Genomic DNA, 21,968 nt, shown 5'->3' with positions numbered 1-21,968 from the left:
GGGACACAGCCGGTCAGCCCGGGAGCGCCTCGACGGCGTCCTTGGCCTGCTTGAGGCTGGCGCCGGTGTGCTCGCGATAGACCTTGATCGCGTGGATCGTCTTGCCGGCGCGGCGCAGCGCCTGCACCTCGGCCAGCCAGGGCTCGGTCGCGAACGGCGCGAGCGCAGCCGGCCCCGTGAGCGACGCGGCCCGGGCCAGCTCGGCCAGCTGGGCCTCCAGCGCGGCGACGCGTCGCTCGAGATCCGCGATCCGGGTGCGGTCCGCGTCGCTGCCACCGCCCGGGCCGATCATCTCGGGCTTGCCGAAGAGTCCCATGGTGGCGCCTCAGGCGTCGACCTTCTCCGCCCCGCGGCGCCAGCGGATGCCGGCCTCCATGAAGTCGTCGAGGTCACCGTCGAAGACGGCGCTGGGGTTGCCCGACTCGTAGCCGGTGCGCAGGTCCTTGACGATCTGGTAGGGGTTGAGCACGTAGTTGCGCATCTGGTCGCCCCAGCTGGCGGCGACGTCGCCCTTGAGGTCCTTCTTGAGCGCGGCCTCCTCGGCCTTCTTCTTCGCCAGCAGCTTGGCCTTGAGCACGACCATCGCGGAGGCCTTGTTCTGCAGCTGCGACTTCTCGTTCTGGCAGGAGACGACGATCCCGGTGGGGATGTGGGTCAGGCGCACCGCGGAGTCGGTGGTGTTGACCGACTGGCCGCCCGGCCCACCGGAGCGGAAGACGTCGGTGCGGATGTCGTTCTCGTCGACCTCGATCTCGTCGGTCTGTTCGAGGACGGGCACCACCTCGACGGCGGCGAACGACGTCTGGCGGCGCCCCTGGTTGTCGAAGGGGCTGATCCGCACCAGGCGGTGCGTGCCCGCCTCGACCGACAGGGTGCCGTAGGCGTAGGGCGCGTGGATGGCGAACTCGGCGGACTTGATGCCCGCCTCCTCCGCGTAGGAGACGTCGTAGACCTCGACGCCGTACTTGTGCTGCTCGGCCCAGCGCGTGTACATCCGCATCAGCATCTCGGCGAAGTCGGCCGCGTCGACGCCACCGGCGCCCGAGCGGATGGTGACGATCGCCTCGCGCTCGTCGTACTCCCCCGACAGCAGGGTGCGGATCTCGAGGGACTCGACCGACTTCTTGATGCGGGCGAGCTCGGCCTCGGAGTCGGCGAGCGAGTCGGCGTCGCCCTCCTCCTGCGCCATCTCGACCATCAGCGCGAGGTCCTCGATGCGGGTCTCGAGGCCCGTGAAGCGGTCGAGCTCACCCTGCAGCGCGGAGAGCCGGCCGGTGATGCGGGTGGCGCTCCCGACGTCGTCCCAGAGGTCGGGTGCGGCGACCTGCTCGCCCAGGTCGGCGATCTCGCCGCGCATCTTGTCGAGGTCGAGGACCTGACCGATGGTCTTCATGGTCGCCCGGAGCTGCTTGATCTCTTGGTCGAAGTCGATGCCTGCCACGAGAGCCAACACTACGGCCAAACACCAGCCGGGTCCCGATCGACGCTGCCCCCACGACGCCACCCCAACGACGCTGCCCGCACGCGCAACAGCGGCGAGCACTTCCGGGCCTGTGACCCCGGTCGTGCCCGCCGCTGCCGGATCGGGTGCGCGTCAGCGCGTGCAGAGCACCTCGGGCGTCGCCACGGCGGCGACCGCGGCGGGCGTCGCGGTGGTGGACAGGTCGATCTTCAGGCGGAACACGCCGGAGAGGTCGAGGACCTCGTCGGCCACGACCGTGCCGACCGCCAGCGGGTGCGTGGCCAGGACGGCGCCGTCGGCGGTGACCGTCACCGCGCCGCTCGAGCCGGTGGCCGAGCTGTCGGTGAGGGCGTACGTCGCGCGCAGGGCGCTGCACTTGCGACCGAGGGTGTACTCCACCGACGACGGCTCGCCCGACGTCGTGGTCGCCAGGCTCTGGCCGTAGTAGTCGGCACCGATGAGGACGCCGGTCGAGTCGAGGTTCACGCGGGGGCCGCTGGTGCGGTAGGCGAGCTTCTCCCACTTGTAGACCTCGACGGCGACGGGCTTGCTGAAGCCCTTCGCGATCCCGTTCGAGGCCGGCTTGAGCACGCGGTACTCGCGGGAGCCCGGGGTCGAGGGCTTGTCCTTGAGCAGGTAGGTGCCGTTGCCCTTGACCCGCGCGTTGCCGGTCACCTTCCACGTCTTCTTGTTGCCCACGCGCTGCTGGAGCACGACCTTCTGGCCGGCCGCCTTCGGGGTGACGCGGCCGCGGACCTTGACCGTGTCCTCCTTGGCGACGGCGACCTCGATGTTGGCCTTGGCGGTGACCTTGTAGGCCTTCGCGGGCGCGGCCTGCGCCGGCGCGGAGAGCGCCAGCGAGCCGGCGGCGAGGGCCACGGTGGCGGCGAGTGCGGTGATGCGGTTCATGGTTCGTTCCCCGTTGTGTGTGGGCCCGGGTTGCGGGCCGTTCACTCAGGGAGACGCGGTGGGTCGGGCGAAAGTTGTGGCGGGGCCGAGCAGCGCCCCTGCGTGGCCCGGCACGCTCAGCGTGCCGCCGCCGACCTCGACGCCTGCGGGCGTCTCGAAGAGCACGTCGCGCTCCCCCACCTCGACCGTGGCGGGCTCCTCGCCGGTGTTGACCACGACGAGCAGGTCGCCGCGGGCCATGGTGAAGACCCGGCCCTCGACGGTGCACGACACCGAGCCGAAGGACGGGTCGGTGAGCTGCGGCAGCTCGCGACGCAGCCGCCCCAGCCGCCGGTAGCAGTCGAGCACCACCGCGTGACGACCCTGCGACCGCTCGTCCCAGTCGAGCCGGGAGCTGTGGAACGTCTCGACGTCCTGCGGGTCGAGCACCTCCGCGGGGTCCCAGCCCATCTTCGCGAACTCCTCGATCCGGCCCTCGGCGGTGGCCTTGCCGAGCTCGGGCTCGGGGTGGGAGGTGAAGAAGGCGAACGGCGTCGAGGCGGCCCACTCCTCTCCCATGAAGAGCATCGGGGTGAACGGCCCGGCCAGCGTCAGCAGCGCCGCGCAGGCGAGCTGGTCGTCGTCGAGGTGCTCGGCGAGCCGGTCGCCGCGGGCGCGGTTGCCGACCTGGTCGTGGTTCTGGTTGGCCACGACGAGACGCCAGGTCGGTATGTGCTCGGTGTCGACCGGTTTGCCGTGGTCGCGCCCGCGGAACGAGGAGAACGTGCCGTCGTGGAAGAAGCCCTTCTCACAGACCTTGGCCAGCGCCTCGAGCGGCTCGAAGTCGGCGTAGTAGCCGGTCGTCTCGCCGCTCAGCGCGACGTGCACGGCGTGGTGGAAGTCGTCGCTCCACTGGGCGACGAGGCCGTAGCCACCCGCCTCGCGCGGGCTCACCAGGTGCGTGTCGTTGAGGTCCGACTCGGCGATCAGCGTCAGCGGGCGGCGTACGTGGGCGGACCAGGCGGCGGTCTCGATCGCCATCTCCTCGAGCAGGTGCACCGCGGAGGTGTCGCTGAGCGCGTGCACGGCGTCGAGCCGCAGCGCGTCGACGTGGTAGTCCTCGAACCACATCCGCACGTTGTCGAGGATGTAGCGGCGCACCTCGGCCGAGCCCTCGCCGTCGAGGTTGACCAGGTCGCCCCACGTGTTGCGGCCGTCCTTGAGGTAGGGGCCGAACAGCGGGAGGTAGTTGCCGGAGGGGCCGAGATGGTTGTGCACGACGTCCTGCACGACACCGAGCCCCGCGGCGTGGCAGGCGTCGACGAAGCGACGGTAGCCGTCGGGCCCGCCGTACTGCTCGTGAACGGCGAACCAGCCGACGCCGTCGTAGCCCCAGTTGTGGGTGCCGTTGAAGGCGTTGACCGGCATCAGCTCGACGAGGTCGACGCCGACGTCGACGAGGTGGTCGAGCCGCCCGGCGGCCGCGTCGAACGTGCCCTCCGGGGTGAACGTGCCGATGTGCAGCTCGTAGATCACCGATCCGGGCAGCTGGCGACCGGTCCAGTCGGAGTCGCGCCACTCGTAGGTCGTCAGGTCGCGCCGCGACAGCCCGTGCACGCCGTCGGGCTGCCGACGCGACCGCGGGTCGGGGCGCGGGTCGGGGTCGTCGTCGAGGAGGTAGCCGTAGTCGACGTAGTCGCCCGCCGACGGCACCGGCGCGGTGGGGCTCCACCAGCCGTCGTCGCCGCGGGCCATCTCCACCACGTCGCCGGCGACCTGCAGGCGCACGCGCTCGGGCCGCGGTGCCCAGACGTCGAACGGCCCGCGCATCAGTCGTTCCTCACGAGCAGCGCGACGGGGTGGACGGCGAGCAGGTCGGCGAGCCGGCCGTCGGTGTCGACGCCGGTCAGCACGTCGTGCCACCGGCCCTCGGGCAGCTCGAGCGCGGTGTCGCCCCAGCCGCCGGCGGCGGCGAGCCCGACGGGCAGCCGGGTGGCGACGGCGATCGCGCCACCGCGGTCGAACGCGACGACATGGTCTGCGGCCGACCCGGCGGCGAGCACCGGGGCGTAGGTCGTGAACAGCTCGGGGCGCTCGCGGCGCAGCGTCAGGGCGGTGCAGGTGACGTGCAGCTTGGTCGCGGCGTCGTCCTCGGCGGTGCCGGCCAGCACCGCGGCCCGGTGGTCGAAGTCGACGGGACGGCGGTTGTCGGGGTCGACCAGCGACGTCTCCCACAGCTCGCTGCCCTGGTAGACGTCGGGCACGCCCGGCATCGTGATCGCGAGCAGCTTGGCCGCGAGCGCGTTGGCCTGCGCGGGCTCGTCGATCCGCGCGGCGAGGTCGAGGAGCGCCCCGCGCACCTCCTCGGAGTCGAAGACGGCGTCGACCGCGGCGTGCACCTGCTTCTCGTACGCCTCGTCGGGCTCGGTCCAGGTGGTGCGGTCGCCGGCCTCGCGCATCGCCTTCTCGGCGTAGCCGTGGAGCCGCTCGCGCAGGTCGGGCAGGTGGTCCGGCGTCTCCCAGGTCCAGGCTGCGCCGAGCACCGCCTGCCACAGCAGCGAGCCGAAGCCCGGGTCGGGCACGGGCGCGAGCCGCAGCAGCTCGTCGAGCGCCCGCTCCCAGTGGCCGGGCTCCTCGGCGAGCACCGTGATGCGGGCGCGGACGTCCTCGCCGCGCTTGGTGTCGTGGGTCGAGAGGGTCACCATCGCGTCGGGCCAGTCACGCTGCCGCGCGGCCATCGCCTCGTGCCAGTCGTCGACCCCGATGGAGAAGATCGAGGGGTCGCCGCCGACCTCGTTGAGCGAGGTGAGCCGCGACCAGCGGTAGAACGAGCAGTCCTCCACGCCCTTGGCCATCACCATGCCGGAGGTCTGCTGGAAGCGGCGCGCCGGCTGGCCCCACTCGTCGTTGAGCAGCGGCTCCAGCACGTCGTACGTCGCCTCGAGGTCGGGGCGGTGCGCACGCGCGGCGCCGAACGCCTGGTCGAGGTGCTCGCGGCCCTCGGGGAGGTAGGAGCGGTAGACCGGGAAGCAGGCGAGCAGCTCGGCGACCGCGTCGGCCACGGAGTCGGCATCGGCGCCCGGGCCGGCCTCCTGCTCGCGCGAGCCGAGCACGCGCTCGACCTCGCGGGTGATCCGCAGCACCTCGGCGTGCAGGATGCCGTCGGCCACGGCGCGCTTGTTGTCGTGGACCATCTGCTGCCAGTCGACGAGCGTGCCGCGGAGCCGGTCCTCGAGCACGGTGAGCGGCGCCTCGCCGGCCGGGTCGGTGAGCACCCGGTCGATCAGCGCGAGCGCGTCGTAGCCGGTGGTGCCGGCGGTCGCCCAGTCGGCGGGCAGGTGCTCGCCGGGCTCGAGGATCTTCTCGACCAGCACGTAGGCGCCGCCGGTGAGGGCGGCGAGGTCGTCGAGGTAGCGCTTGGGGTCGCGCAGGCCGTCGGGGTGGTCGACCCGCAGGCCGTCGACCAGGCCCTCGTCGAACCACCGCTTCACCTCGACGTGGGTCTCGGCGAAGACCTCGGGGTCCTCCACCCGCACCGCGGCGAGGGTGTTGACGGCGAAGAACCGGCGGTAGTTGAGGTCGTCGTCGGCCGCGCGCCAGCTGACCAGCTCGTAGTGCTGCTCCTCGAGCGTGGACGTGCCGGGAGCGAGCGGGAAGCGCTGGTCGTGGTAGCGCACCTCGCCCTCCCCCGTCTCCGACAGGGCGAGGTGGATCGCGTCCTCGTCGTCGTCGCCGACCACGGGGATCAGGATGCGCCCGTCAGCGGCGGCCCAGTCGACGTCGAACGCCGACGCGTGCTCGGACTCGCGCCCCAGCTTGAGCACGTCCCACCACCACGGGTCCTCCGCCGGGGTGGCGATGCCGACGTGGTTGGGCACGATGTCGACCAGCACGCCCATGCCGAGGCGCCGAGCCTCCGCCGACAGCGCGGCCAGGCCCTCGGCGCCGCCGCGCTCGGGGTCGACGTGGTCGAAGGCGACGACGTCGTAGCCGTGGGTGCTGCCGGGCTCGGAGGCCAGCAGCGGCGACAGGTAGACCCAGTCGACGCCCAGGTCGTGCAGGTAGGGCAGCACCCGGGTCGCGTCGTACAGCGTGAACTCGGGGCTGACCTGGAGGCGGTAGGTGCTGTGCGGCGTACGCCGCTCGGGCCGGCTGGGACTGGGGGCGTCGGTCACGAGGCGTCCGTACCCGAGCGGGCCGCCAGTGATGCCGCCACTGAGTGGTCGGGGTTGGTCTCCGGCTCGGAGTGCTCGCGCAGGACGACGACGCTGTGGGTGTCGAGGTCGAAGGTGGCGCCGGCCTGGAGCGTCGGGTCGGCGTCGGGGTTGCCGCTGGTGTCGATCACGACGTCCCAGGCTGCGGCGTACTCCTCCGCGGGCAGGGTGACCTGCGCCGGGCCGTCGGCGTTGAAGTAGAGCAGGAAGTGGTCGTCGGTGATCGTGGCGCCGCGGGCGTCCTTGCCGGCGATGCCGTTGCCGTTGAGGTACATCCCGATCGCCTTGCCGCCCTCCCAGTCGCCGTCCTCCATCGGCTCGCCGTCGAGGTCGAGCCACACGATGTCGTTGAGGCGCTCGCCGTCGCCGGTGCGCACGGTGTTGCCGGTGAAGAAGCGCTTGCGGTGGAAGGTCGGGTGCTCGGCGCGCAGCCGGGCGACCGCCGCGGTGAACTCGATGAGCGGCCCGTCCGCCTCGTCCCAGTGCACCCAGCTGATCTCGCTGTCCTGGGCGTAGGTGTTGTTGTTGCCGTGCTGGGTGCGGCTCAGCTCGTCGCCGTGCAGCAGCATCGGCACGCCCTGGCTCAGCAGCAGGGTCGCGATGAAGTTGCGCTGCTCGCGGGCGCGCGCTTGGAGGATCTCGGGGTCCTCCGTCGGGCCCTCGACACCGTGGTTCCACGAGCGGTTGTGGCTCTCGCCGTCGTTGTTGTCCTCGCCGTTGGCCTCGTTGTGCTTCTCGTTGTAGGACACGAGGTCGCGCAGCGTGAATCCGTCGTGGGCGGTGACGAAGTTGATGCTGGCGAATGGCCTCCGGCCGGAGTGCTCGTAGAGGTCGGAGGAGCCGGAGAGCCGCGAGGCGAACTCGCCCAGCGACGGCTCGCCGCGCCAGAAGTCGCGCACGGTGTCGCGGTAGGCGCCGTTCCACTCCGTCCACTGCGGCGGGAAGCCGCCGACCTGGTAGCCGCCGGGGCCGATGTCCCACGGCTCGGCGATCAGCTTGACCTGGCTGACGACCGGGTCCTGCTGCACCATCTCGAAGAAGGTCGACAGCTTGTCGACGTCGTAGAACTCGCGGGCCAGGGTCGCGGCGAGGTCGAAGCGGAAGCCGTCGACGTGCATCTCGGTGACCCAGTAGCGCAGCGAGTCCATGATCAGCTGCACCGAGTGCGGGTGGCGCACGTTGAGCGTGTTGCCGGTGCCGGTGTAGTCAACGTAGTAGCGCTGGTCGTCGTCGACGAGGCGGTAGTAGGCCGCGTTGTCGATGCCCTTGAAGCTCAGCGTCGGGCCGAGGTGGTTGCCCTCGGCCGTGTGGTTGTAGACGACGTCGAGGATGACCTCGATGCCAGCGCTGTGCATCGCCTTGACCATCGCCTTGAACTCCTGGACCTGCTGGCCCTGCTTGCTCGAGGCGTAGTCGGCGTGGGGGGCGAAGAAGCCGAGGGTGTTGTAGCCCCAGTAGTTGCGCAGGCCCTGCTCGAGCAGTGTCGAGTCCTGCACGAACTGGTGCACCGGCATCAGCTCGATGGCGGTGACGCCGAGCTTCTGCAGGTGGGCGGTGATGGACGGGTGGGCCAGCCCGGCGTACGTCCCCCGCTGCTCCTCGGGGATGTCGGGGTGCAGCTGGGTCAGGCCCTTGACGTGCGCCTCGTAGATGAACGACTCGTTGTAGGGGATGTCGAGGCGCCGGTCGCCCTCCCAGTCGAAGAACGGGTTGATGACCACGCCGTGCGTCATGTGCGCGGCGGAGTCGTCGTCGTTACGGCTGTCCTCGTCGCCGAAGTTGTAGGAGAACAGCGCCTGGTCCCAGTCGATGTCGCCGGCGGTCGCCTTGGCGTAGGGGTCGAGCAGCAGCTTGCTGGGGTTGCACCGCAGGCCGCGCGACGGGTCCCACGGGCCGTGCACGCGGTAGCCGTAGCGCTGGCCCGGCTGCACCGTGGGGATGTAGCAGTGCCACACGTAGGCGTCGACCTCGGTGACCTCGAGGCGGGTCTCGAGGAAGCCGCCGGGGGCGTCCGGGTCGGGGTCGAACAGGCACAGCTCGACCCGCTCGGCGACCTCGCTGAAGAGCGCGAAGTTGGTGCCGGTGCCGTCGAACGTGGCACCCAGAGGATAGGCAGTGCCGGGCCAGTTCTCGATCATGCGACGAAACGTACCGGCGACTCGCCGGTAGTCACCCATGCCTCATTCGATGGGGTGGGACCGGTGACCACCATCACCGGCCGTCGGGCGGGAGACCTGGCTGGCTGCGGGAGGCAGTGGGCACGCCCTTCCCGTTGATGGTCACGCGTGTCCCGTCCGGCACGGTGACGACGTAGCTGCCCTCGCAGATGCCGATGTAGCCGTGGGTGCAGGGATCGCCGAGGTCGAGGGTGTCGTCGGCGAGGGTCCAGGCAGGGGTGACGGCGTCCTTGCCGACCGCCGTCGTGGTCGTGACGCTGACCGTCACCCGGTCGGTGTCGGCCGACCTGAGGGAGACCGGCATGTTGTCGTTGTCGTTGGTGATCTCGAGGGTGCGGCCCGAGTAGGGGAACGAGGTGTACTCGGTGTGCTCGCCGCTGCCGCACGCCGAGAGGGCTGCGAGCGCGGCCGGCGTCGCGATGACCGCGATCGTGGTCCTGGTCACGCGCGTCATGTCACTCCTGGCTGGCGATGTCGTGGATGGGGAGGCGCCTGGTCGCGACGAGTGCAGCGACCGTCGCCGTCCCCGCGGCCAGGAGGGCGACGGTCACGCTCATGCCGCCGAGCAGCTGCCAGGGGATCGCGACGACCGGCGTCCCCAGCTGGCGCCACGTCGCGACCCACAGCCCGACCAGCGCGGCGACGGAGACCACGGTCCCGAGGACGAGGCCGATGAGCAGGACGGCGGCCGTCTCGGTGAGGACGACCCGGACGACCTGCCGGCGGGTGATGCCCGAGAGGCGGTCGACGGCGAGCTCGGAGCGACGCTGGGTGATGGCGATGGCCAGGGTGCTGAGCAGGCTGATGAGCGCGTAGACGCTGCCCACGCCGACGAGGGCCGCCATGACCGCCCGGTTCTCGTCGTCCTTGCCCGCGGTGCGCTCCTCGGCGTCCTCCTCCGGCGTGGTCACCTCGCCGAGGGCGAGGGCCTCGACAGCGGTGCGGACCTGCTCGGGCGAGGCTCCGCGGTCGAGGGTCACGAGGACGGTGGAGGGGGACCTGGCCAGGACGTGCTCCGGGACCACCTGTCGGGCGACGTAGCAGCAGTCCGCTGCTGCCAGGCCCTCGCCCGTACGCGCGGCCTCGCGCAGGATCCGGGTCCGTCCGCCGACGGTGACGGCGATGCGGCCGATGGGCCGGGCTATCCGCTCGTCCTCCACCCCCGGCCCGAGGACGATGTGGCGCGCGTCGAGAGCCGCGAAGCTTCCTCTGCGCGGAGGGTGGGGACGCATGGCTGCGAACCGGGACGGATCGACGGCCAGGACCGTCCCCCGGAGCACACTGACGACGCCGTCCTGGGTGATCTCGACCTTCGCCGGCACCTCGACCTCGGTGTCGGCGCTGGCGACGCCCTCGACGGCGGCGACTCGTCGCGACGGATCGCCCTGGGTGCGGACGATGAGGTCGGCGCTGGTGAGGTTGGCGATCTCGAGCTGGCCGGCCTTGGTCTGGGTGTCGAGCAGACCCTGGAGGCCAGCGACCAGGCCGATGAGGACGATGAGGGGCGCGGCGACCTGGGCGGCACGGCGTGCGTCGTCACGGATCTTCGCGAGCGCGAGCCGGCCGAGTGGGTCGCGCACCGCCGGGCCGACGAGCCATGCGAGGAGCGGGACCAGCAGCGGGCTGAGCTGGCTCATGGCGATCGAGCCGGTGATGATGATCCCCAGGGCGAGCACGAGCGGCCCGAGGAGGCCGCCGACCGTCACCGCAGCGGCGATCTGGGCGACAGTGCCGACGACGCCGAGCGTCCCCCAGACCCACCGGGACACGGTCATCGTCGAGCCCTCCGCGCCGCGACGGTGCAGCGCCTCCAGCGGGGTGATCCGGGTGGCCCGCTTGCTCGCGGTCCGCGCACCGAGCACCGCGACCCCGATGCCGACCGCCGCGTCGGCGACCAGGTGGGCGGTGCTCCACTCCACGTGCACGTCGTCGGGCAGGACCCCCATGCCCACGAAGATCCTGGTCTGGATCGCAGCGACGACCACGCCGAGGGCCGCCCCCGCCACCGCACCGGCTCCGCCGAGCAGGGCGGCCTCCCCGAGCAGCAGCAGCCGGAGCTGGCGCCGCCTGAGCCCCGCGACCCGCAGCAGCGCGAGCTCTCGTCGTCGTTCGGTGATCGCGAAGTCGACGGTGGAGCGCACCACGAAGACCGTCAGGAAGACGCCGAGGATGCTCGCGAGGCCGTTGAGCGTGTTCGCACCGCTGAGCCGCGCCTCGTACGCGCCCCGCTCGGCAGCGGACAGGTCGGCCGGGGGCGACGCGGACGCGACGGTGCTGGCGATCGACAGTCCGGCATGGACGAGTGCGACGCCGATCGCGATGGCGCAGAAGGTGCCGAGGAGGAGGTGCCAGCGGTCCCGGAGCACCCGCACCGTGAGGCCGATCATCGCAGCTGCTCCAGCCCGCCGAGGCGGGCCGCGATCTGTGCCGACGACTCGCCGCTCGCCTCGTCGACCACCAGGCCGTCGCGCATGTACACGACACGGTCCGCGCGGGAGGCCACCGCCGGGTCGTGGGTGACCATGAGGACCGTCTGGCCGTGCCGGTCGACCAGAGCGCGGACGAGGTCGAGGACCGTGGAGGCGGAGGCGCTGTCGAGCGCCCCGGTCGGCTCGTCCGCGAACAGCACGGCCGGTCGGGTGACGACCGCGCGGGCTATCGCCACCCGCTGCTGCTGGCCGCCGGAGAGCTCTCGCGGGCGGTGGGTGACGCGGTCGCCGAGCCCCAGGTCGGCGAGCACCCGCCGGACGGTGGCCGTGTCCACCTTGCGTCCGGCGAGGCGCAGCGGCAGCGTGACGTTCTGCTCCGCCGTCAGCGCGGGGATGAGGTTGAAGCCCTGGAAGATGAAGCCGATCGTCGTACGACGCAGCTGCGTCAGCGCGTCGTCGTCCAGCGCCGAGAGGTCGTGGCCGGCCAGGGTGACCCCTCCGTCGCTGGGGCGGTCGAGGCCCGCCCCGCAGTGCAGGAGCGTGGACTTGCCCGATCCGGACGGCCCCATCACCGCGGTCCAGGTGCCCGAGGTGCAGGCCAGCGAGACGCCGCGGAGCGCATGGACGACGTTGTCACGGGTGCCGAAGCGACGGCTCACGTCACGGATCGTGAGGACTGAGGTGTTCACGGCTCCAGTCCACAGCGGATCCGGTCCGTGCACACTGGCGCCAGCTGCCGCATCGAAGGTATGGCCAGCCACACCGTCCGGGCGTCCTGTCCCCTCCTATGATGGCCGCCATGCCCGGACGACCAGGTGCCGTGCTCGCCCTGCTCCGTCTCGCGGTGAGCGGTCTGGAAGTCCTGGCGGTGTGGCTGGTCATGGCCGTCGGCCTCGTCCCCGGCGTCCTCGGGGGGCAGCGGGCCCTGCTCGGTCCGGACCGCGTCGCCGGGCTCGCCCTCCTGGTGACCGGTCTCGTGCTCTCAGGCCTGCTGGCCGTCGCGACGGCCCGCCCCCTCGCCGCGCGGTCGCGGCGACGCCTGCGGACTCCGGTGCGCCCGACGGGGTGGCTGGACGGCCCGTCCCTGGCCTGGCTCGCCACGACGCTCACCGTCCGGTCCGCGGGCACTGCGATCGTCCTGCTCGTCGTGCTCGCCGCCGGGGTGGCGGCGATCTCCCCGTGGCTGGTCTCGGGCGGTGACCGGGTCGACCTCGGCCCCTGGCAGATCGCCGACCCGGCGCCGGCCGTCGGCGTCGCGCTCGTCGGGCTGGGCTGCCTGGGCGCGGTCCTGGCGGGCGCCCCGCGCCTCGCGGCGCTCGACTCCCGCCTGGCGCAGAGCGTGCTCGTCGGCCGCGAGGAACGACTCGAGCGCGACCTCGTCGCCGCGACCACGTCCCGGGCGCGGATCGTCGACGCGTTCGACGTCGAACGCCGCCGCATCGAGCGCGACCTGCACGACGGCGTGCAGCCCGAGCTGCTGCGGGTGTCCATGACCCTCGGCCTCGCCCTGGCCGCCATGTCGGAAGAGGACTCGGCCCGGCCACTCGTGGCCCAGGCGCAGCGCGAGTCGCTGTCGGTGCTGGAGACCCTGCGCCGCTTCGTGCGCGGCATCCATCCCCAGGTGCTCGACGACCATGGCCTCGTCGCCGCCCTGGGCGAGCTCACGAGCGCGGCGCCCATGCTCGTCACCATCGATGACCGGCTCGGCGCGCGCCTGCCACCACACGTCGAGGCCTCCCTCTACTACGCCACCGCCGAGCTGCTCAGCAACGTCACGAAGCACGCGCACGCTGACCGTGTCGAGATCGGCGTGGTCAGGCACGACGACACCGTCACCGTCACCGTCACCGACGACGGCCGCGGAGGCGCCGACCCGGCCGGCGCCGGCCTCACGGGCGTCAGTGACCGCCTGGCGGCCATCGGCGCCGACCTCGCGCTCCACTCCCCCGCCGGGGGTCCGACGCGCGCGACCATCACCGCAGCGATCGGGGCCCACCCATGACGCTGCGCGTGGTGCTCGCCGAGGACAACGCCCTGCTCCGTGAAGGACTGAAGGCGATCCTGAGCCTCGGCAATCTCGACGTCGTCGACACCGTGGGGGACGCCGACGCCCTGACCGCGTCGGTCGAAAGGCACCGGCCCGACATCCTCGTCACCGACGTACGCATGCCGCCGCACCTCGGTGCCGACGGCCTGCGCGCGGCCACCCGGCTCCGTGAGCGGCATCCCGACCTGCCCGTGATCGTGCTGAGCCAGTACGTCGAGCGCAGCTACGTCACCGACCTGGTCGACTCCACGTCCGGCGCGGGGTTCGGCTACCTGCTGAAGGATCGCGTCACCCACGTCGCGGAGTTCCTCGAGACCATCCACCGCGTGCACGCGGGTGGCACGGCGCTGGACCCCTCGGTGGTCACCCAGCTGCTCAGGACCAGCACCCACCCCCTGACCCGCCTGACTCCCCGGGAGCACGAGGTCCTGGCCCTCCTCGCCGAGGGGCTCTCCAACCAGGCCATCGCCTCGCGCCTCTTCGTCAGCGAGTTCGCCGTGGTGAAGCACGTCGGCAACATCCTCACCAAGCTCGACCTGCCGCCCGACGAGGACCAGAATCGCCGCGTCATGGCCGTCCTCGCCTACCTGCAGGGACCGGGCTCCTAGCTCGGATCGACCGAGGTGGGGCGGCGTGCCGTCGGCCGCCCGGCCCCCGCGATGCGGGGATCAGCCGCCCGGCATCACCGTCACGGCAGCGGTGCTGCTTGCGCCGACGACGGGATCGGCCGGCGAGCCGGGGATCGTCAGCGGGAGGTCGAGGGGCGCGCTGAGTCGTACGGTGACCGAACGCCCGACGGGGTCGACGCGTACGCCGACGTCGATGCCGGGGTACTTCGCACCGGCGCCGGCACGAACGAGGTAGTCGCGCACCGCGGCCTCGACCGCCGCCTCCTGCTGGGTCAGCCGCTCGCCGTCGAGGCCCTGCTCGTAGATGCCGGCCGATCCGAGATCGGCGCCGTAGAGGGCGGCGCCATCGGCGAGGTTGTCGAGACCCTGGCGCTGGAGGTAGGCGGCCGACGCGTCGATGACCACCACGATCGCCATGAGCAGGATGCTCGCGAAGCCGATGATCAGCAGCGTGACCTGGCCCTGCTCGTCGCGGTCACTCATCCGCCGCGCTCTCGTCGTCGGGGTCGCCGGACTCGACGTACTGCCCGATCGGGACCGTGTGCGTCGCGTCGAGGGAGAAGCTCGCCGCCCCCCGGCCGAGGATCGAGGGGAAGAACGGCAGGTCGACGCCGGAGTCGACGCGGACGGTGATCACCGACGTGCCGACGTGGCAGCTGCCGGCCGGGGAGTCACAGGTCACGGTCACCCGGGCGCGCTGGCCCGGCGTGCCCTGGTCGGCGAGGACCTGGCGGACGACCGCCTCGGCTCGCCGCGCGCCGGTCGCGTCGTCGGGCGCGAGTGCGTACGCGCGCCCGGCCGCTCGCGCGGCGGCGCTGGTGGCGAAGGCACCCTGCTGGACCTCGAAGACGGAGATCACGATCCAGACCAGCGGCACCAGCAGGATGATCGCCAGCCAGCTGAGCTCGACCAGCGCCGAGCCCTCGTCACCCCGCGGGCCGGCCAGCCGCGGGCTCACGGGGTCGTCACCTCCGCGACCGCGTGGCCCGAGACGCGGATCGGGACCCCGGTGCGACCGAAGCCCAGCAGGCCGACCTCGGCCTCGACGACGGCCACGTAGCCGGGCGCGCCCCCGACCAGCGCGGGCCGGACGGCGACGGTGTGGACGAAGTCGCGCGAGAGTGCGCCGTCGACGAGCTCGTGCACCTTGGCCTGGCCGGCAGGTGCGGACGACCCGGCAACCGCGGCGTGCCGGGCGCCCTCGGCCGCGGCCGAGGCGAGGGTGTTGCGGACGTGCAGCACCAGCGCGAGCTGGAGGATGCCGATGACCAGCGGCAGCAGGACCAGCAGGACGAGGACGAAGTCGACGACCGCTGCTCCCCGCTCGTTGGTGCGGGTGCCGCGGAGCACGTCCGTCCTAGCCGCTGACCATCGAGAACGCCCTCGACAGGAGCGAGCGCAGCTCGTCGCTGACGAAGGGAGTGAGCGCAGCCACCACGATGGCGGTCATCAGCGTGACCATCACCCAGCCCGGGACGTCGCCGCGGTCGTCGCGCCGACGGCCCGCGAGGTCGAGGAGCAGGTGGAGGAGTGGTCCCGAGATGGATGGAGGCATGGTGTGTCCTTTCGTTGGAGGCGTCAGGGGGTGGTGAGGCGCAGGCCGAGCACGCCCGGGTAGAAGGCGAACAGGATGGTCACCGGCAGCACGAAGAACACGACCGGAGCCATCATCGCGATCTCCTTGCGCGCCGCCGTCTCGATGAGGAGGCGCCGACCCGCCTCGCGTACGTCGGCGGCCTGGGCATGCAGGACGTCGGCCAGCGGGGTGCCGCGCTCCATCGCCACGGTGATGCCCGTGGCGAACCGGGCCACGATCGGCAGCCCGGTGGAGCGCGCGAGCGACTCGAAGGCGGCGCCGACGGGCTCGCCGGTGCGGATCCGCGCGAGCTCCTGGGCGAGGTCGTCGGAGAGGGCGCCGTTGCTGCGGCGGACGACCCGGTCGAGCGCTGCGACGGGACTCTCCCCGGCTGCTACGGACAGGGCCAGCAGCTCGGCGACGGTGGGGAACTCGACGAGGACCTGGCGCTCGCGGTTCTTCACCTGCGTGCTGAGCCGGTTGTCGCGCAGGAAGACGCCGCCGACGAACCCGAGCAGGCAGAAGACCAGGCCGGACGCGACGCCGCCGACCCCGCCGAGCGCGCGCAGCAGGACCACCGCGGCAGCGGTCGCGAAGCCGACGAGGCCCCACACCACCTGCTCGGTCCGGAAGTCCTGGACGGTCCGGTCGAGGCCGGCGCGCTGGAGCCGGCGGCGCACCGACGCGCTCCCGCCGAGCACCCGCTCGACCACGTCGGCTGCCCGGCGCAGCGATGGCCCGAAGATCCGCGCGGCCGCCGAGGTCGGCGTGGTCACCGTGGGCCGCAGGACCGCGGTCTCGTCGAGACGTGGGACGTCGCGCAGGTAGGGCAGCACGCGCACCGAGAGCAGCGGGCGCCGAAGCACCGCGACCCGCGTCAGGACCAGCAGCAGGCCGGCACCGGCGGTGCCGCCGAGGAACGCGCCCCAGACCGCGGTGCTCACGACAGGATCCGCTTCTCGGTCGGCAGCCGGCCGATCCGCATCATCGCGGCGTAGGCGAGCACACACACCCCGAACCCGATGCCGAGCACGACGACGCCGCCGGGTGAGGCGTACTGCCGGATGGCGGTGGTCTGGAACGACATCAGCAGCAGCACGATCCACGGCGACGCCACGGCCAGTCGGGCACCGTTGACCGTCCAGGCCTGCCGCGACTCGAGCTCGGACCGGGTGCGCGCGTCGTCGCGCAGGAAGCCGGAGAGGTTGCGCAGGAGGCGCCCGAGGTCTCCGCCACCGACCTCGCGTGCCAGCCGCAGGCCCTCGATCACCCGGTCGCCGACGGGGTCGGCGAGCCGGTCCTTGAGCCGGTCGAGGCACTCGCTGAAGCGCCCAGTGACCTGGTAGTCGAGCGCGAACTGGGCGAAGTCGGCGCGCAGGGCCTCCGGCCCGTTGGTGCCGAGGGCGGCGACGGCGTCGGGCAGGGAGAGACCGGCCCGCACGGCGCTGGCAAGGTTGTCGACCGCCTCGGGCCACACCTCGGCAAACTCGCGCAGCCGCCGCACGGCGCGCTGGCGGAGCACGGCGATGGGCAGGTAGGCCGCCATGGCAGCGAACGCGAACGCCACCGGCGGGGTGCGCGAGACGGCCTGCACGAGCGCGAAGGCGACCGCGAAGAGCACCGCGCAGAGCACCAGGACGCTCGCCGGGGTGACGTCGGAGAGCCCAGCACGACCGAGGAGGCGGCCGAGCGCCGTCGAGGTCGGCGCTCCGGACCTCGGCCGCCGCGGCAGGACGAACGCCGACCAGATCAGGAGCAGGCCGACGCCCACCCCCAGGCCGACGAGCGCGCCCATCAGCGACCGCCCTCCTCGGACGCGAGCACCTGGTGGACGTCGATCCCCACCCGTTCGTAGCGCTCGACCCGTGCCGGCACGCCCCCGGTGCGACGCAGCTCGCCGCCGTGGCGCACGAATATCGGCTCGACCTCGATGATGTCGGCCTCCACCCGGCCGGGCACCGACACCACCTCGTTGACCCGACGTACGCCGTCGGCGCCGAGGCCCAGGTGCACCACGATGTCCACGCTGCTTGCCACCGTCGGCACCACGAAGCGCGCCGAGATGTTGTCGCCCGCCAACATCGCAAAGGGGGTGTGCAGACACGTTCTGAACCTGTTGGTATCGAGGCGAGTCGCGGCGGCTCCACCTCGCTCGCTGACGGTCCGTGCTGGCGCGGCCTGTCACCGTCGACGTAGCCCCTTGCGCCGCGTGAAGGTGCGGTGTGGTGCGCGCCAACCTGGGAGTCGGGCAGGGCCAAGGCACGTCCCGTGGATGGAGGTGGTCAATACTAAGCGGCTGTCGCTGTATACGTGCCGCATCACGCCGCTGCTGACCGCGGCAAGATCGACGAGCATTTCAGGCTCCGCTAACAGGCAGTAAAGGAACATGTAGGAGGAAGCGGCCACAAGGGCCGAGCAGGGCCTCCAACCAGGGCCTCCAATCAGGGCCGCCGACTTTCGAGTTGCTGTTCACCGCTAGATTTGCCCGTCCATGCAAAGCTGCGACGTAGAAGAACTATCCCGCCTAGGGTGCAGGCATGTGGATCTCTCGCCCCGCACGAGTCGTAGGCACCGCACTTGGTTCTCTCGCCATTCTTGGAACCGCACTCGGCCCCTCAACCGCGCAGACCACTCCGGTCCCCGGCATTCCGGGCCCCGCGGGCGAGCAGGAGGGACCCGCGGTTGCGACCGGCACCGGCGGAGCTGTCTTCGTCGGCGACAAGACGGGCACCATCCGCCAGCTCAACGAATCTGGAGCGCTGATCCGCACCGTGGCATCGCTACCGCACGGCATCACCGGGCTTGCTCTGGACTCGGCAGGCGTGATGTTCGCGACCTCTCACTGGTTCGACTACGACAAGCTGCTCTGGCAGGCAAGCGTGTCGCGGATCGAACCCTCCGGCGCGCTCACGTGGTCGACGTCCACAGTCGTAGGAGGCACCGTCGCAGTGACTGGCGACACTGTCTGGGTGGGTGGCGTCCGGTCCGACACGGGGGCTGCGAACGTCGTCTACGGGCTCGACGCAGAGGACGGTTCGGCAACTACCAGCTATCCGGTCGGCGAGCAGCCGGTGCGAGACCTAGCCGCGCTTCCCAACGGCAACCTCATCGTGGCTACCGACCACAACGCTCACGAGTACCAGGCTGACGGACAGCAGGTGCGCCAGTTGAATGACTTCGGCGCTCTCGTGGCCGTCGGACCTAACGGCGACCTCTACGGCGCGGCTGGCCGAGCGCCCGGCGGTGTCGCCGGACCACACTCGTTCCAGCTTCACCGCTCCGATGCGCAGGGACAGCTGCTGAGTGACTACGCCCCCGCTTCGGACTTTGTCAGCGACTTGGCGGTTTCGAGCAGCGGTGTGGTGTGGGCGGTCGGGTACCAGAACATGCCACTGGCGAGAATCGATCCGACGACGCCTGACGCGATGTTGAAGGCAGCAGAGTCCGTCATCAACACGGGCGCGTCCGTGCAGCTGGACGCCTCCGCGTCGTCTGCGGCCTTCAACAAGATCGTCGGCTACGAGTGGGACCTGGACGGCAACGGAAGCTTCGAGACGCCGTCGGGCACATCCCCTACGACTAGTGCGTCGTTCGCAACGCCGGGCTTCCGGCGCCCAGCAGTGCGTGTGATCGCATCGGGAGGTGGTTCGTCCGTGGCGTCGGTCGAAGTCGACGTGCGTAAGCTGTCACCCGCCGGGCCCCTCGGCGTGTCCATCAACGGTGGTGCCCAGTTCACCAACGATCCGAACGTCATCGTGACGGCGCGGTGGCCGCGCTTCGCCACGCACGCCTGGGTGTCGAATGACGGTGGGTTCGGGACTTTCGGCAACCTTGCCTTGAACGACCAGCTGGCGTGGACGCTGGAGTCCTCCGGCCCGGAACGACTCCCCAAGACCATTTACGTTCGCTTCGTCGGCGGAACGTCTGGAGCGGAGACGTACCAGGACGACATCATCTTGGACGAGACGAAGCCCAAGGTCCTGCGCGCCAGCGCATCCGCAATGAAGGGCGCCAACCAGCGCCTTGCCGTCCCGGCGAAGCCCGGCAGCAAGCGCGTCGTCGTGCTGAAGCTCAAGGCGAAGGACAAGACCTCCGGCGTCGACACAATGCAGATCGCCACCCATAAGGGCCGGCCCGGGCGATGGCTTGTCTACAAGCCGAAGGCGAAGGTTCGCCTCGCCGGAGCCAAGGTCTTCGTGCGAGTAAGAGACCGTGCCGGGAACCCCTCGAAGTGGGTGAAGGTTAAGGTCCGCTAGAACACAAGGCGTCGAAAGATCCGAGTTGATTAGGCCAGACACTGCGTCGGCTGTGGCCTACGGTCTTCGCGAGAGGGTCGACAATGCATTACAGTTAAGTACGTCAAACCGTCGCGTGTGCCCCTCCGCATAGCTCCGGTCCTAGGCAGATGACTCGGCCTCCATGTCTGAGATGGCCTTGGTCAGTCCAGCAACTGCGTTCGAGAGACCGAGGTAGCGCGGGTTCGCGTTGGACTTTGGATCGCAGTAGCGATCGCGGATGTAGCGGATGCGCTCCTGCATTGTTCGCATCTCGCCGATGACATCGTCATAGAAGGTCGTCATGATCCGATCAGACACCTGCGGCGGCTGACTGTCGAGATTGCGAAATCTGGTTCTGAGGTACGAGGAGCGTCCCTACCAGGGGGTCACAGCGCCGCCTGTCGGGAACGTGCGGCCCTGCCGATGCCAGTGTTCATGGGAGTCTTCGGGCATGTCGGTTGTTGTGTGGGTCGACGCTTGGCAACAGCAGTGCTGCGGCGAGGACTCCCAACTCGGATCCGAGGTGTCGTGGTCAATGACGCAGACGGGCGGTCCGGACTCGTGGATCGACCTCATCTGCCCGAGTTGGCAGATGAAGTGATCTACCACGAAGATCACCACCAGGAGGACGACGTGCACACAAGGTCGCTCTCCGAGCGCGTGACCTCCATCCATGAAGTGCGATGCCGACGCGTCCCGGAAATACAAGGAGCCGGCACCGTGCTCGCCCCCGTCCTCGGTCCGGTCGCTTGACCGAAGTCGACCACGCCGATCCTTGGGCTCCGGAGAAGCCCGACGATGCACGGGACGCCGTCACATTTGACGGGTGGATCGTCGGGGCTCCAACTCGATGAGGAGTAGCCGCCGGGCATTGGATCTGACGCGATGAGTGCGTCCTTCCGCCGCGACGCGCGCGTCGCGAGGGCCACGGACGGCTACCAGTCAAGCCTTCGACCAGTCATTGCACTAGAAACCAGACCGACATCAGCGACGGCCTCCCCGTCATATGGGTCTGCTGAACGAATAGGGGACTTCCAGATCGGCTAGGACGAGGGTCCTGGCTGGAAGGATGGTCCGTCGTGGCTGGCAGGTATCCCAAGGAGTTCAAGGAAGACGTGGTCCGGGTCGCCCGGGACCGTGGGCCGGGCGAGACTCTCGAGCAGATCGCGCACGACTTCGGTGTGCATCCGGTGACGTTGTCGAAGTGGCTGCGCCAAGCCGATGTCGAGGACGGCATCAAGCCCGGTGTCACCAAGGACCAGGCCGCCGAACTCCGCGCCGCACGCAACCGGATCAGGCGACTGGAGCAAGAGAACGAGGTCCTGCGCCGGGCTGCGGCCTACCTGTCGCAGGCGAACCTTCCGGGAAAAGGCTCTACCCGCTCGTGAGAGACCTCGCGGCGAGCGGTGTGCCTGCTGAGGTCTCCCTGGAAGTGCTCGGGCTTGGCCGCTCGGCCTACTACCGGTGGCGAGCGAAGCCGATCACCGACAGCGACTACGCCGAGGCGTATCTGGCCAACGCGATCTTCGATGCCCACCGTGACGACCCCGAGTTCGGCTACCGGTTCCTTTTCGATGAGGTCACCGATGCCGGCCACGAGGTCAGCGAACGCACCGTGTGGAGGATCTGCTCGGACAACGGCTGGTGGAGCGTGTTCGGGAAGAAGAAGCGCGGCAAGAAGGCCAAGGTCGGCGTCGCGGCCCATGACGACCTCGTCCGTCGAGACTTCACCGCGGCGGGCCCGAACCTGCTGTGGCTGACCGACATCTCCGAGCACCGCACCGACGAGGGCAAGCTCTACATCTGCGCGATCAAGGACGTGTGGTCCAACCGCATCGTCGGCTACTCCATCAGTGACCGGATGGAGTCCAAGATCGCCGCCGACGCCCTCAACAATGCCGTCGCCCGACGAGCAGTCGATGGGCAGAAGGTGGCCGGGTGCACGCTGCATTCGGACCGCGGGTCGCAATTTCGTGCGCGGAAGCTTCAGCAGGAACTGTGGTGCCATCAGCTCCTCGGATCGATGGGCCAGGTCGGCTCAGCCGGCGACAACGCGGCCATGGAGAGCTTCTTCGCGCTGCTCCAGAAGAACGTCCTGAACCGGAAGCGATGGACCACCCGCGAGGAACTCCGCATCGCGATCGTGACCTGGATCGAGCGGACCTACCACCGCCGCCGACGCCAAGAACGGCTCGGACGTTTGACCCCCCATCGAGTTCGAACTCATCATGAGCAAGGCCGCCGATCAGGCAGCGTAGTCAGAAGTCCC

General features: G+C 70.7%; 21 protein-coding genes and 1 pseudogene. 5 read left to right on the top strand and 17 right to left on the bottom strand.

The annotated features are described in order from the left end of the window. Positions 1-13 precede the first annotated feature (13 nt). The 9 genes from AC4H2S_RS06735 to AC4H2S_RS06695 form a co-directional block, all read right to left on the bottom strand. Entirely contained in the window at positions 14-316 is a 303-nt protein-coding gene (locus tag AC4H2S_RS06735) for a hypothetical protein (RefSeq protein WP_491496201.1), read from the bottom strand. A 9-nt stretch (positions 317-325) separates the two neighbouring features. Further along, a complete protein-coding gene (prfB, locus tag AC4H2S_RS06730; protein WP_491496200.1) occupies positions 326-1,441 on the bottom strand; it encodes a peptide chain release factor 2 in 1,116 nt (371 codons plus the stop codon). A 153-nt stretch (positions 1,442-1,594) separates the two neighbouring features. Further along, entirely contained in the window at positions 1,595-2,371 is a 777-nt protein-coding gene (locus tag AC4H2S_RS06725) for a hypothetical protein (RefSeq protein ID WP_491496199.1), read from the bottom strand. A gap of 45 nt (positions 2,372-2,416) precedes the next feature. Further along, a complete protein-coding gene (treZ, locus tag AC4H2S_RS06720) occupies positions 2,417-4,180 on the bottom strand; it encodes a malto-oligosyltrehalose trehalohydrolase (RefSeq protein ID WP_491496198.1) in 1,764 nt (587 codons plus the stop codon). Beyond that, positions 4,180-6,525, bottom strand: a complete 2,346-nt coding sequence (gene treY / locus AC4H2S_RS06715) for a malto-oligosyltrehalose synthase (RefSeq protein WP_491496197.1) — start codon at positions 6,523-6,525, stop codon at positions 4,180-4,182. Before treY ends, treZ begins: the two co-directional genes overlap by 1 nt. Then, complete coding sequence (gene glgX, locus AC4H2S_RS06710; protein WP_491496196.1) at positions 6,522-8,702, bottom strand: glycogen debranching protein GlgX; 2,181 nt, start codon at positions 8,700-8,702, stop codon at positions 6,522-6,524. The genes treY and glgX overlap by 4 nt, the downstream gene beginning before the upstream one ends. A 73-nt stretch (positions 8,703-8,775) precedes the next feature. Further along, positions 8,776-9,195, bottom strand: a complete 420-nt coding sequence (locus AC4H2S_RS06705; RefSeq protein ID WP_491496195.1) for a hypothetical protein — start codon at positions 9,193-9,195, stop codon at positions 8,776-8,778. Position 9,196: 1 nt separating this feature from the next. Further along, positions 9,197-11,128, bottom strand: a complete 1,932-nt coding sequence (locus tag AC4H2S_RS06700) for an ABC transporter permease (RefSeq protein ID WP_491496194.1) — start codon at positions 11,126-11,128, stop codon at positions 9,197-9,199. Then, on the bottom strand, positions 11,125-11,859 hold the full coding sequence (locus tag AC4H2S_RS06695; RefSeq protein ID WP_491496193.1) for an ABC transporter ATP-binding protein: 735 nt from the start codon (positions 11,857-11,859) through the stop codon (positions 11,125-11,127). Before AC4H2S_RS06695 ends, AC4H2S_RS06700 begins: the two co-directional genes overlap by 4 nt. Before the next feature lie 110 nt (positions 11,860-11,969). Here AC4H2S_RS06695 and AC4H2S_RS06690 point away from each other — a divergent pair, with 110 nt between their 5' ends. Further along, positions 11,970-13,172 carry a sensor histidine kinase gene (locus AC4H2S_RS06690; RefSeq protein WP_491496192.1) on the top strand — a complete coding sequence of 401 codons (1,203 nt, stop codon included), beginning with the start codon at positions 11,970-11,972 and terminating at the stop codon, positions 13,170-13,172. After that, on the top strand, positions 13,169-13,825 hold the full coding sequence (locus AC4H2S_RS06685; protein WP_491496191.1) for a response regulator: 657 nt from the start codon (positions 13,169-13,171) through the stop codon (positions 13,823-13,825). Before AC4H2S_RS06690 ends, AC4H2S_RS06685 begins: the two co-directional genes overlap by 4 nt. Positions 13,826-13,885: 60 nt before the next feature. On the opposite strand, the gene AC4H2S_RS06680 is transcribed toward AC4H2S_RS06685, so the two are convergent. Genes AC4H2S_RS06680 through AC4H2S_RS06650 form a run of 7 tightly spaced genes read right to left on the bottom strand, consistent with a single transcriptional unit; the run spans position 13,886 to position 17,504 of the window. Continuing rightward, positions 13,886-14,329: a Tad domain-containing protein gene (locus AC4H2S_RS06680; protein WP_491496190.1), complete on the bottom strand. Its 444-nt coding sequence runs from the start codon at positions 14,327-14,329 to the stop codon at positions 13,886-13,888. Then, positions 14,322-14,804, bottom strand: a complete 483-nt coding sequence (locus AC4H2S_RS06675) for a hypothetical protein (RefSeq protein WP_491496189.1) — start codon at positions 14,802-14,804, stop codon at positions 14,322-14,324. Before AC4H2S_RS06675 ends, AC4H2S_RS06680 begins: the two co-directional genes overlap by 8 nt. Then, the gene (locus AC4H2S_RS06670) at positions 14,801-15,196 is read right to left on the bottom strand and encodes a TadE/TadG family type IV pilus assembly protein (protein WP_491496188.1); all 396 of its coding nucleotides are present in this window, start codon (positions 15,194-15,196) and stop codon (positions 14,801-14,803) included. The genes AC4H2S_RS06675 and AC4H2S_RS06670 overlap by 4 nt, the downstream gene beginning before the upstream one ends. Positions 15,197-15,203: 7 nt before the next feature. Next, positions 15,204-15,401 (bottom strand): hypothetical protein, encoded by a 198-nt coding sequence (locus AC4H2S_RS06665; RefSeq protein ID WP_491496187.1) that lies wholly within the window; start codon positions 15,399-15,401, stop codon positions 15,204-15,206. Positions 15,402-15,424: 23 nt separating this feature from the next. Beyond that, positions 15,425-16,366, bottom strand: coding sequence for a type II secretion system F family protein (locus tag AC4H2S_RS06660; protein WP_491496186.1), 942 nt, complete (start codon positions 16,364-16,366; stop codon positions 15,425-15,427). Beyond that, positions 16,363-17,217 carry a type II secretion system F family protein gene (locus AC4H2S_RS06655; RefSeq protein ID WP_491496185.1) on the bottom strand — a complete coding sequence of 285 codons (855 nt, stop codon included), beginning with the start codon at positions 17,215-17,217 and terminating at the stop codon, positions 16,363-16,365. The genes AC4H2S_RS06660 and AC4H2S_RS06655 overlap by 4 nt, the downstream gene beginning before the upstream one ends. Further along, positions 17,217-17,504: a hypothetical protein gene (locus tag AC4H2S_RS06650; protein ID WP_491496184.1), complete on the bottom strand. Its 288-nt coding sequence runs from the start codon at positions 17,502-17,504 to the stop codon at positions 17,217-17,219. The genes AC4H2S_RS06655 and AC4H2S_RS06650 overlap by 1 nt, the downstream gene beginning before the upstream one ends. A gap of 455 nt (positions 17,505-17,959) precedes the next feature. Between AC4H2S_RS06650 and AC4H2S_RS06645 the strand changes: the two genes are divergently transcribed. After that, positions 17,960-19,678 carry a hypothetical protein gene (locus AC4H2S_RS06645; protein ID WP_491496183.1) on the top strand — a complete coding sequence of 573 codons (1,719 nt, stop codon included), beginning with the start codon at positions 17,960-17,962 and terminating at the stop codon, positions 19,676-19,678. A gap of 141 nt (positions 19,679-19,819) precedes the next feature. Here the strand turns inward: AC4H2S_RS06645 and AC4H2S_RS06640 are convergent, their stop codons facing one another. Further along, a complete protein-coding gene (locus AC4H2S_RS06640) occupies positions 19,820-20,002 on the bottom strand; it encodes a hypothetical protein (protein ID WP_491496182.1) in 183 nt (60 codons plus the stop codon). A 148-nt stretch (positions 20,003-20,150) separates the two neighbouring features. Here AC4H2S_RS06640 and AC4H2S_RS06635 point away from each other — a divergent pair, with 148 nt between their 5' ends. Both AC4H2S_RS06635 and AC4H2S_RS06630 read left to right on the top strand, forming a co-directional pair. Continuing rightward, complete coding sequence (locus AC4H2S_RS06635) at positions 20,151-20,300, top strand: DUF6578 domain-containing protein (RefSeq protein ID WP_491496181.1); 150 nt, start codon at positions 20,151-20,153, stop codon at positions 20,298-20,300. 478 nt (positions 20,301-20,778) lie between these two features. After that, a pseudogene (locus AC4H2S_RS06630) lies at positions 20,779-21,957 on the top strand (IS3 family transposase). The last annotated feature ends 11 nt before the right edge of the window (positions 21,958-21,968 follow it).

This window comes from Nocardioides sp. Z13_37 (genome assembly GCF_058355585.1).
Note: the sequence above shows the minus strand (reverse complement) of the source record. Positions and strands in the feature narration are given on the sequence as shown.

Bases quoted from the DNA above. Each gene is read 5' to 3' on its own strand.
- AC4H2S_RS06645 (WP_491496183.1), top strand. From the start codon at position 17,960: ATGTGGATCTCTCGCCCCGCACGAGTCGTAGGCACCGCACTTGGTTCT.
- AC4H2S_RS06725 (WP_491496199.1), bottom strand. From the start codon at position 2,371: ATGAACCGCATCACCGCACTCGCCGCCACCGTGGCCCTCGCCGCCGGC.
- AC4H2S_RS06705 (WP_491496195.1), bottom strand. From the start codon at position 9,195: ATGACGCGCGTGACCAGGACCACGATCGCGGTCATCGCGACGCCGGCC.
- treZ (WP_491496198.1), bottom strand. From the start codon at position 4,180: ATGCGCGGGCCGTTCGACGTCTGGGCACCGCGGCCCGAGCGCGTGCGC.
- AC4H2S_RS06685 (WP_491496191.1), top strand. From the start codon at position 13,169: ATGACGCTGCGCGTGGTGCTCGCCGAGGACAACGCCCTGCTCCGTGAA.
- AC4H2S_RS06640 (WP_491496182.1), bottom strand. From the start codon at position 20,002: ATGACGACCTTCTATGACGATGTCATCGGCGAGATGCGAACAATGCAG.
- glgX (WP_491496196.1), bottom strand. From the start codon at position 8,702: ATGATCGAGAACTGGCCCGGCACTGCCTATCCTCTGGGTGCCACGTTC.
- AC4H2S_RS06690 (WP_491496192.1), top strand. From the start codon at position 11,970: ATGCCCGGACGACCAGGTGCCGTGCTCGCCCTGCTCCGTCTCGCGGTG.
- AC4H2S_RS06665 (WP_491496187.1), bottom strand. From the start codon at position 15,401: ATGCCTCCATCCATCTCGGGACCACTCCTCCACCTGCTCCTCGACCTC.
- AC4H2S_RS06700 (WP_491496194.1), bottom strand. From the start codon at position 11,128: ATGATCGGCCTCACGGTGCGGGTGCTCCGGGACCGCTGGCACCTCCTC.
- AC4H2S_RS06655 (WP_491496185.1), bottom strand. From the start codon at position 17,217: ATGGGCGCGCTCGTCGGCCTGGGGGTGGGCGTCGGCCTGCTCCTGATC.
- AC4H2S_RS06735 (WP_491496201.1), bottom strand. From the start codon at position 316: ATGGGACTCTTCGGCAAGCCCGAGATGATCGGCCCGGGCGGTGGCAGC.
- AC4H2S_RS06680 (WP_491496190.1), bottom strand. From the start codon at position 14,329: ATGAGTGACCGCGACGAGCAGGGCCAGGTCACGCTGCTGATCATCGGC.
- AC4H2S_RS06635 (WP_491496181.1), top strand. From the start codon at position 20,151: ATGTCGGTTGTTGTGTGGGTCGACGCTTGGCAACAGCAGTGCTGCGGC.
- AC4H2S_RS06650 (WP_491496184.1), bottom strand. From the start codon at position 17,504: ATGTTGGCGGGCGACAACATCTCGGCGCGCTTCGTGGTGCCGACGGTG.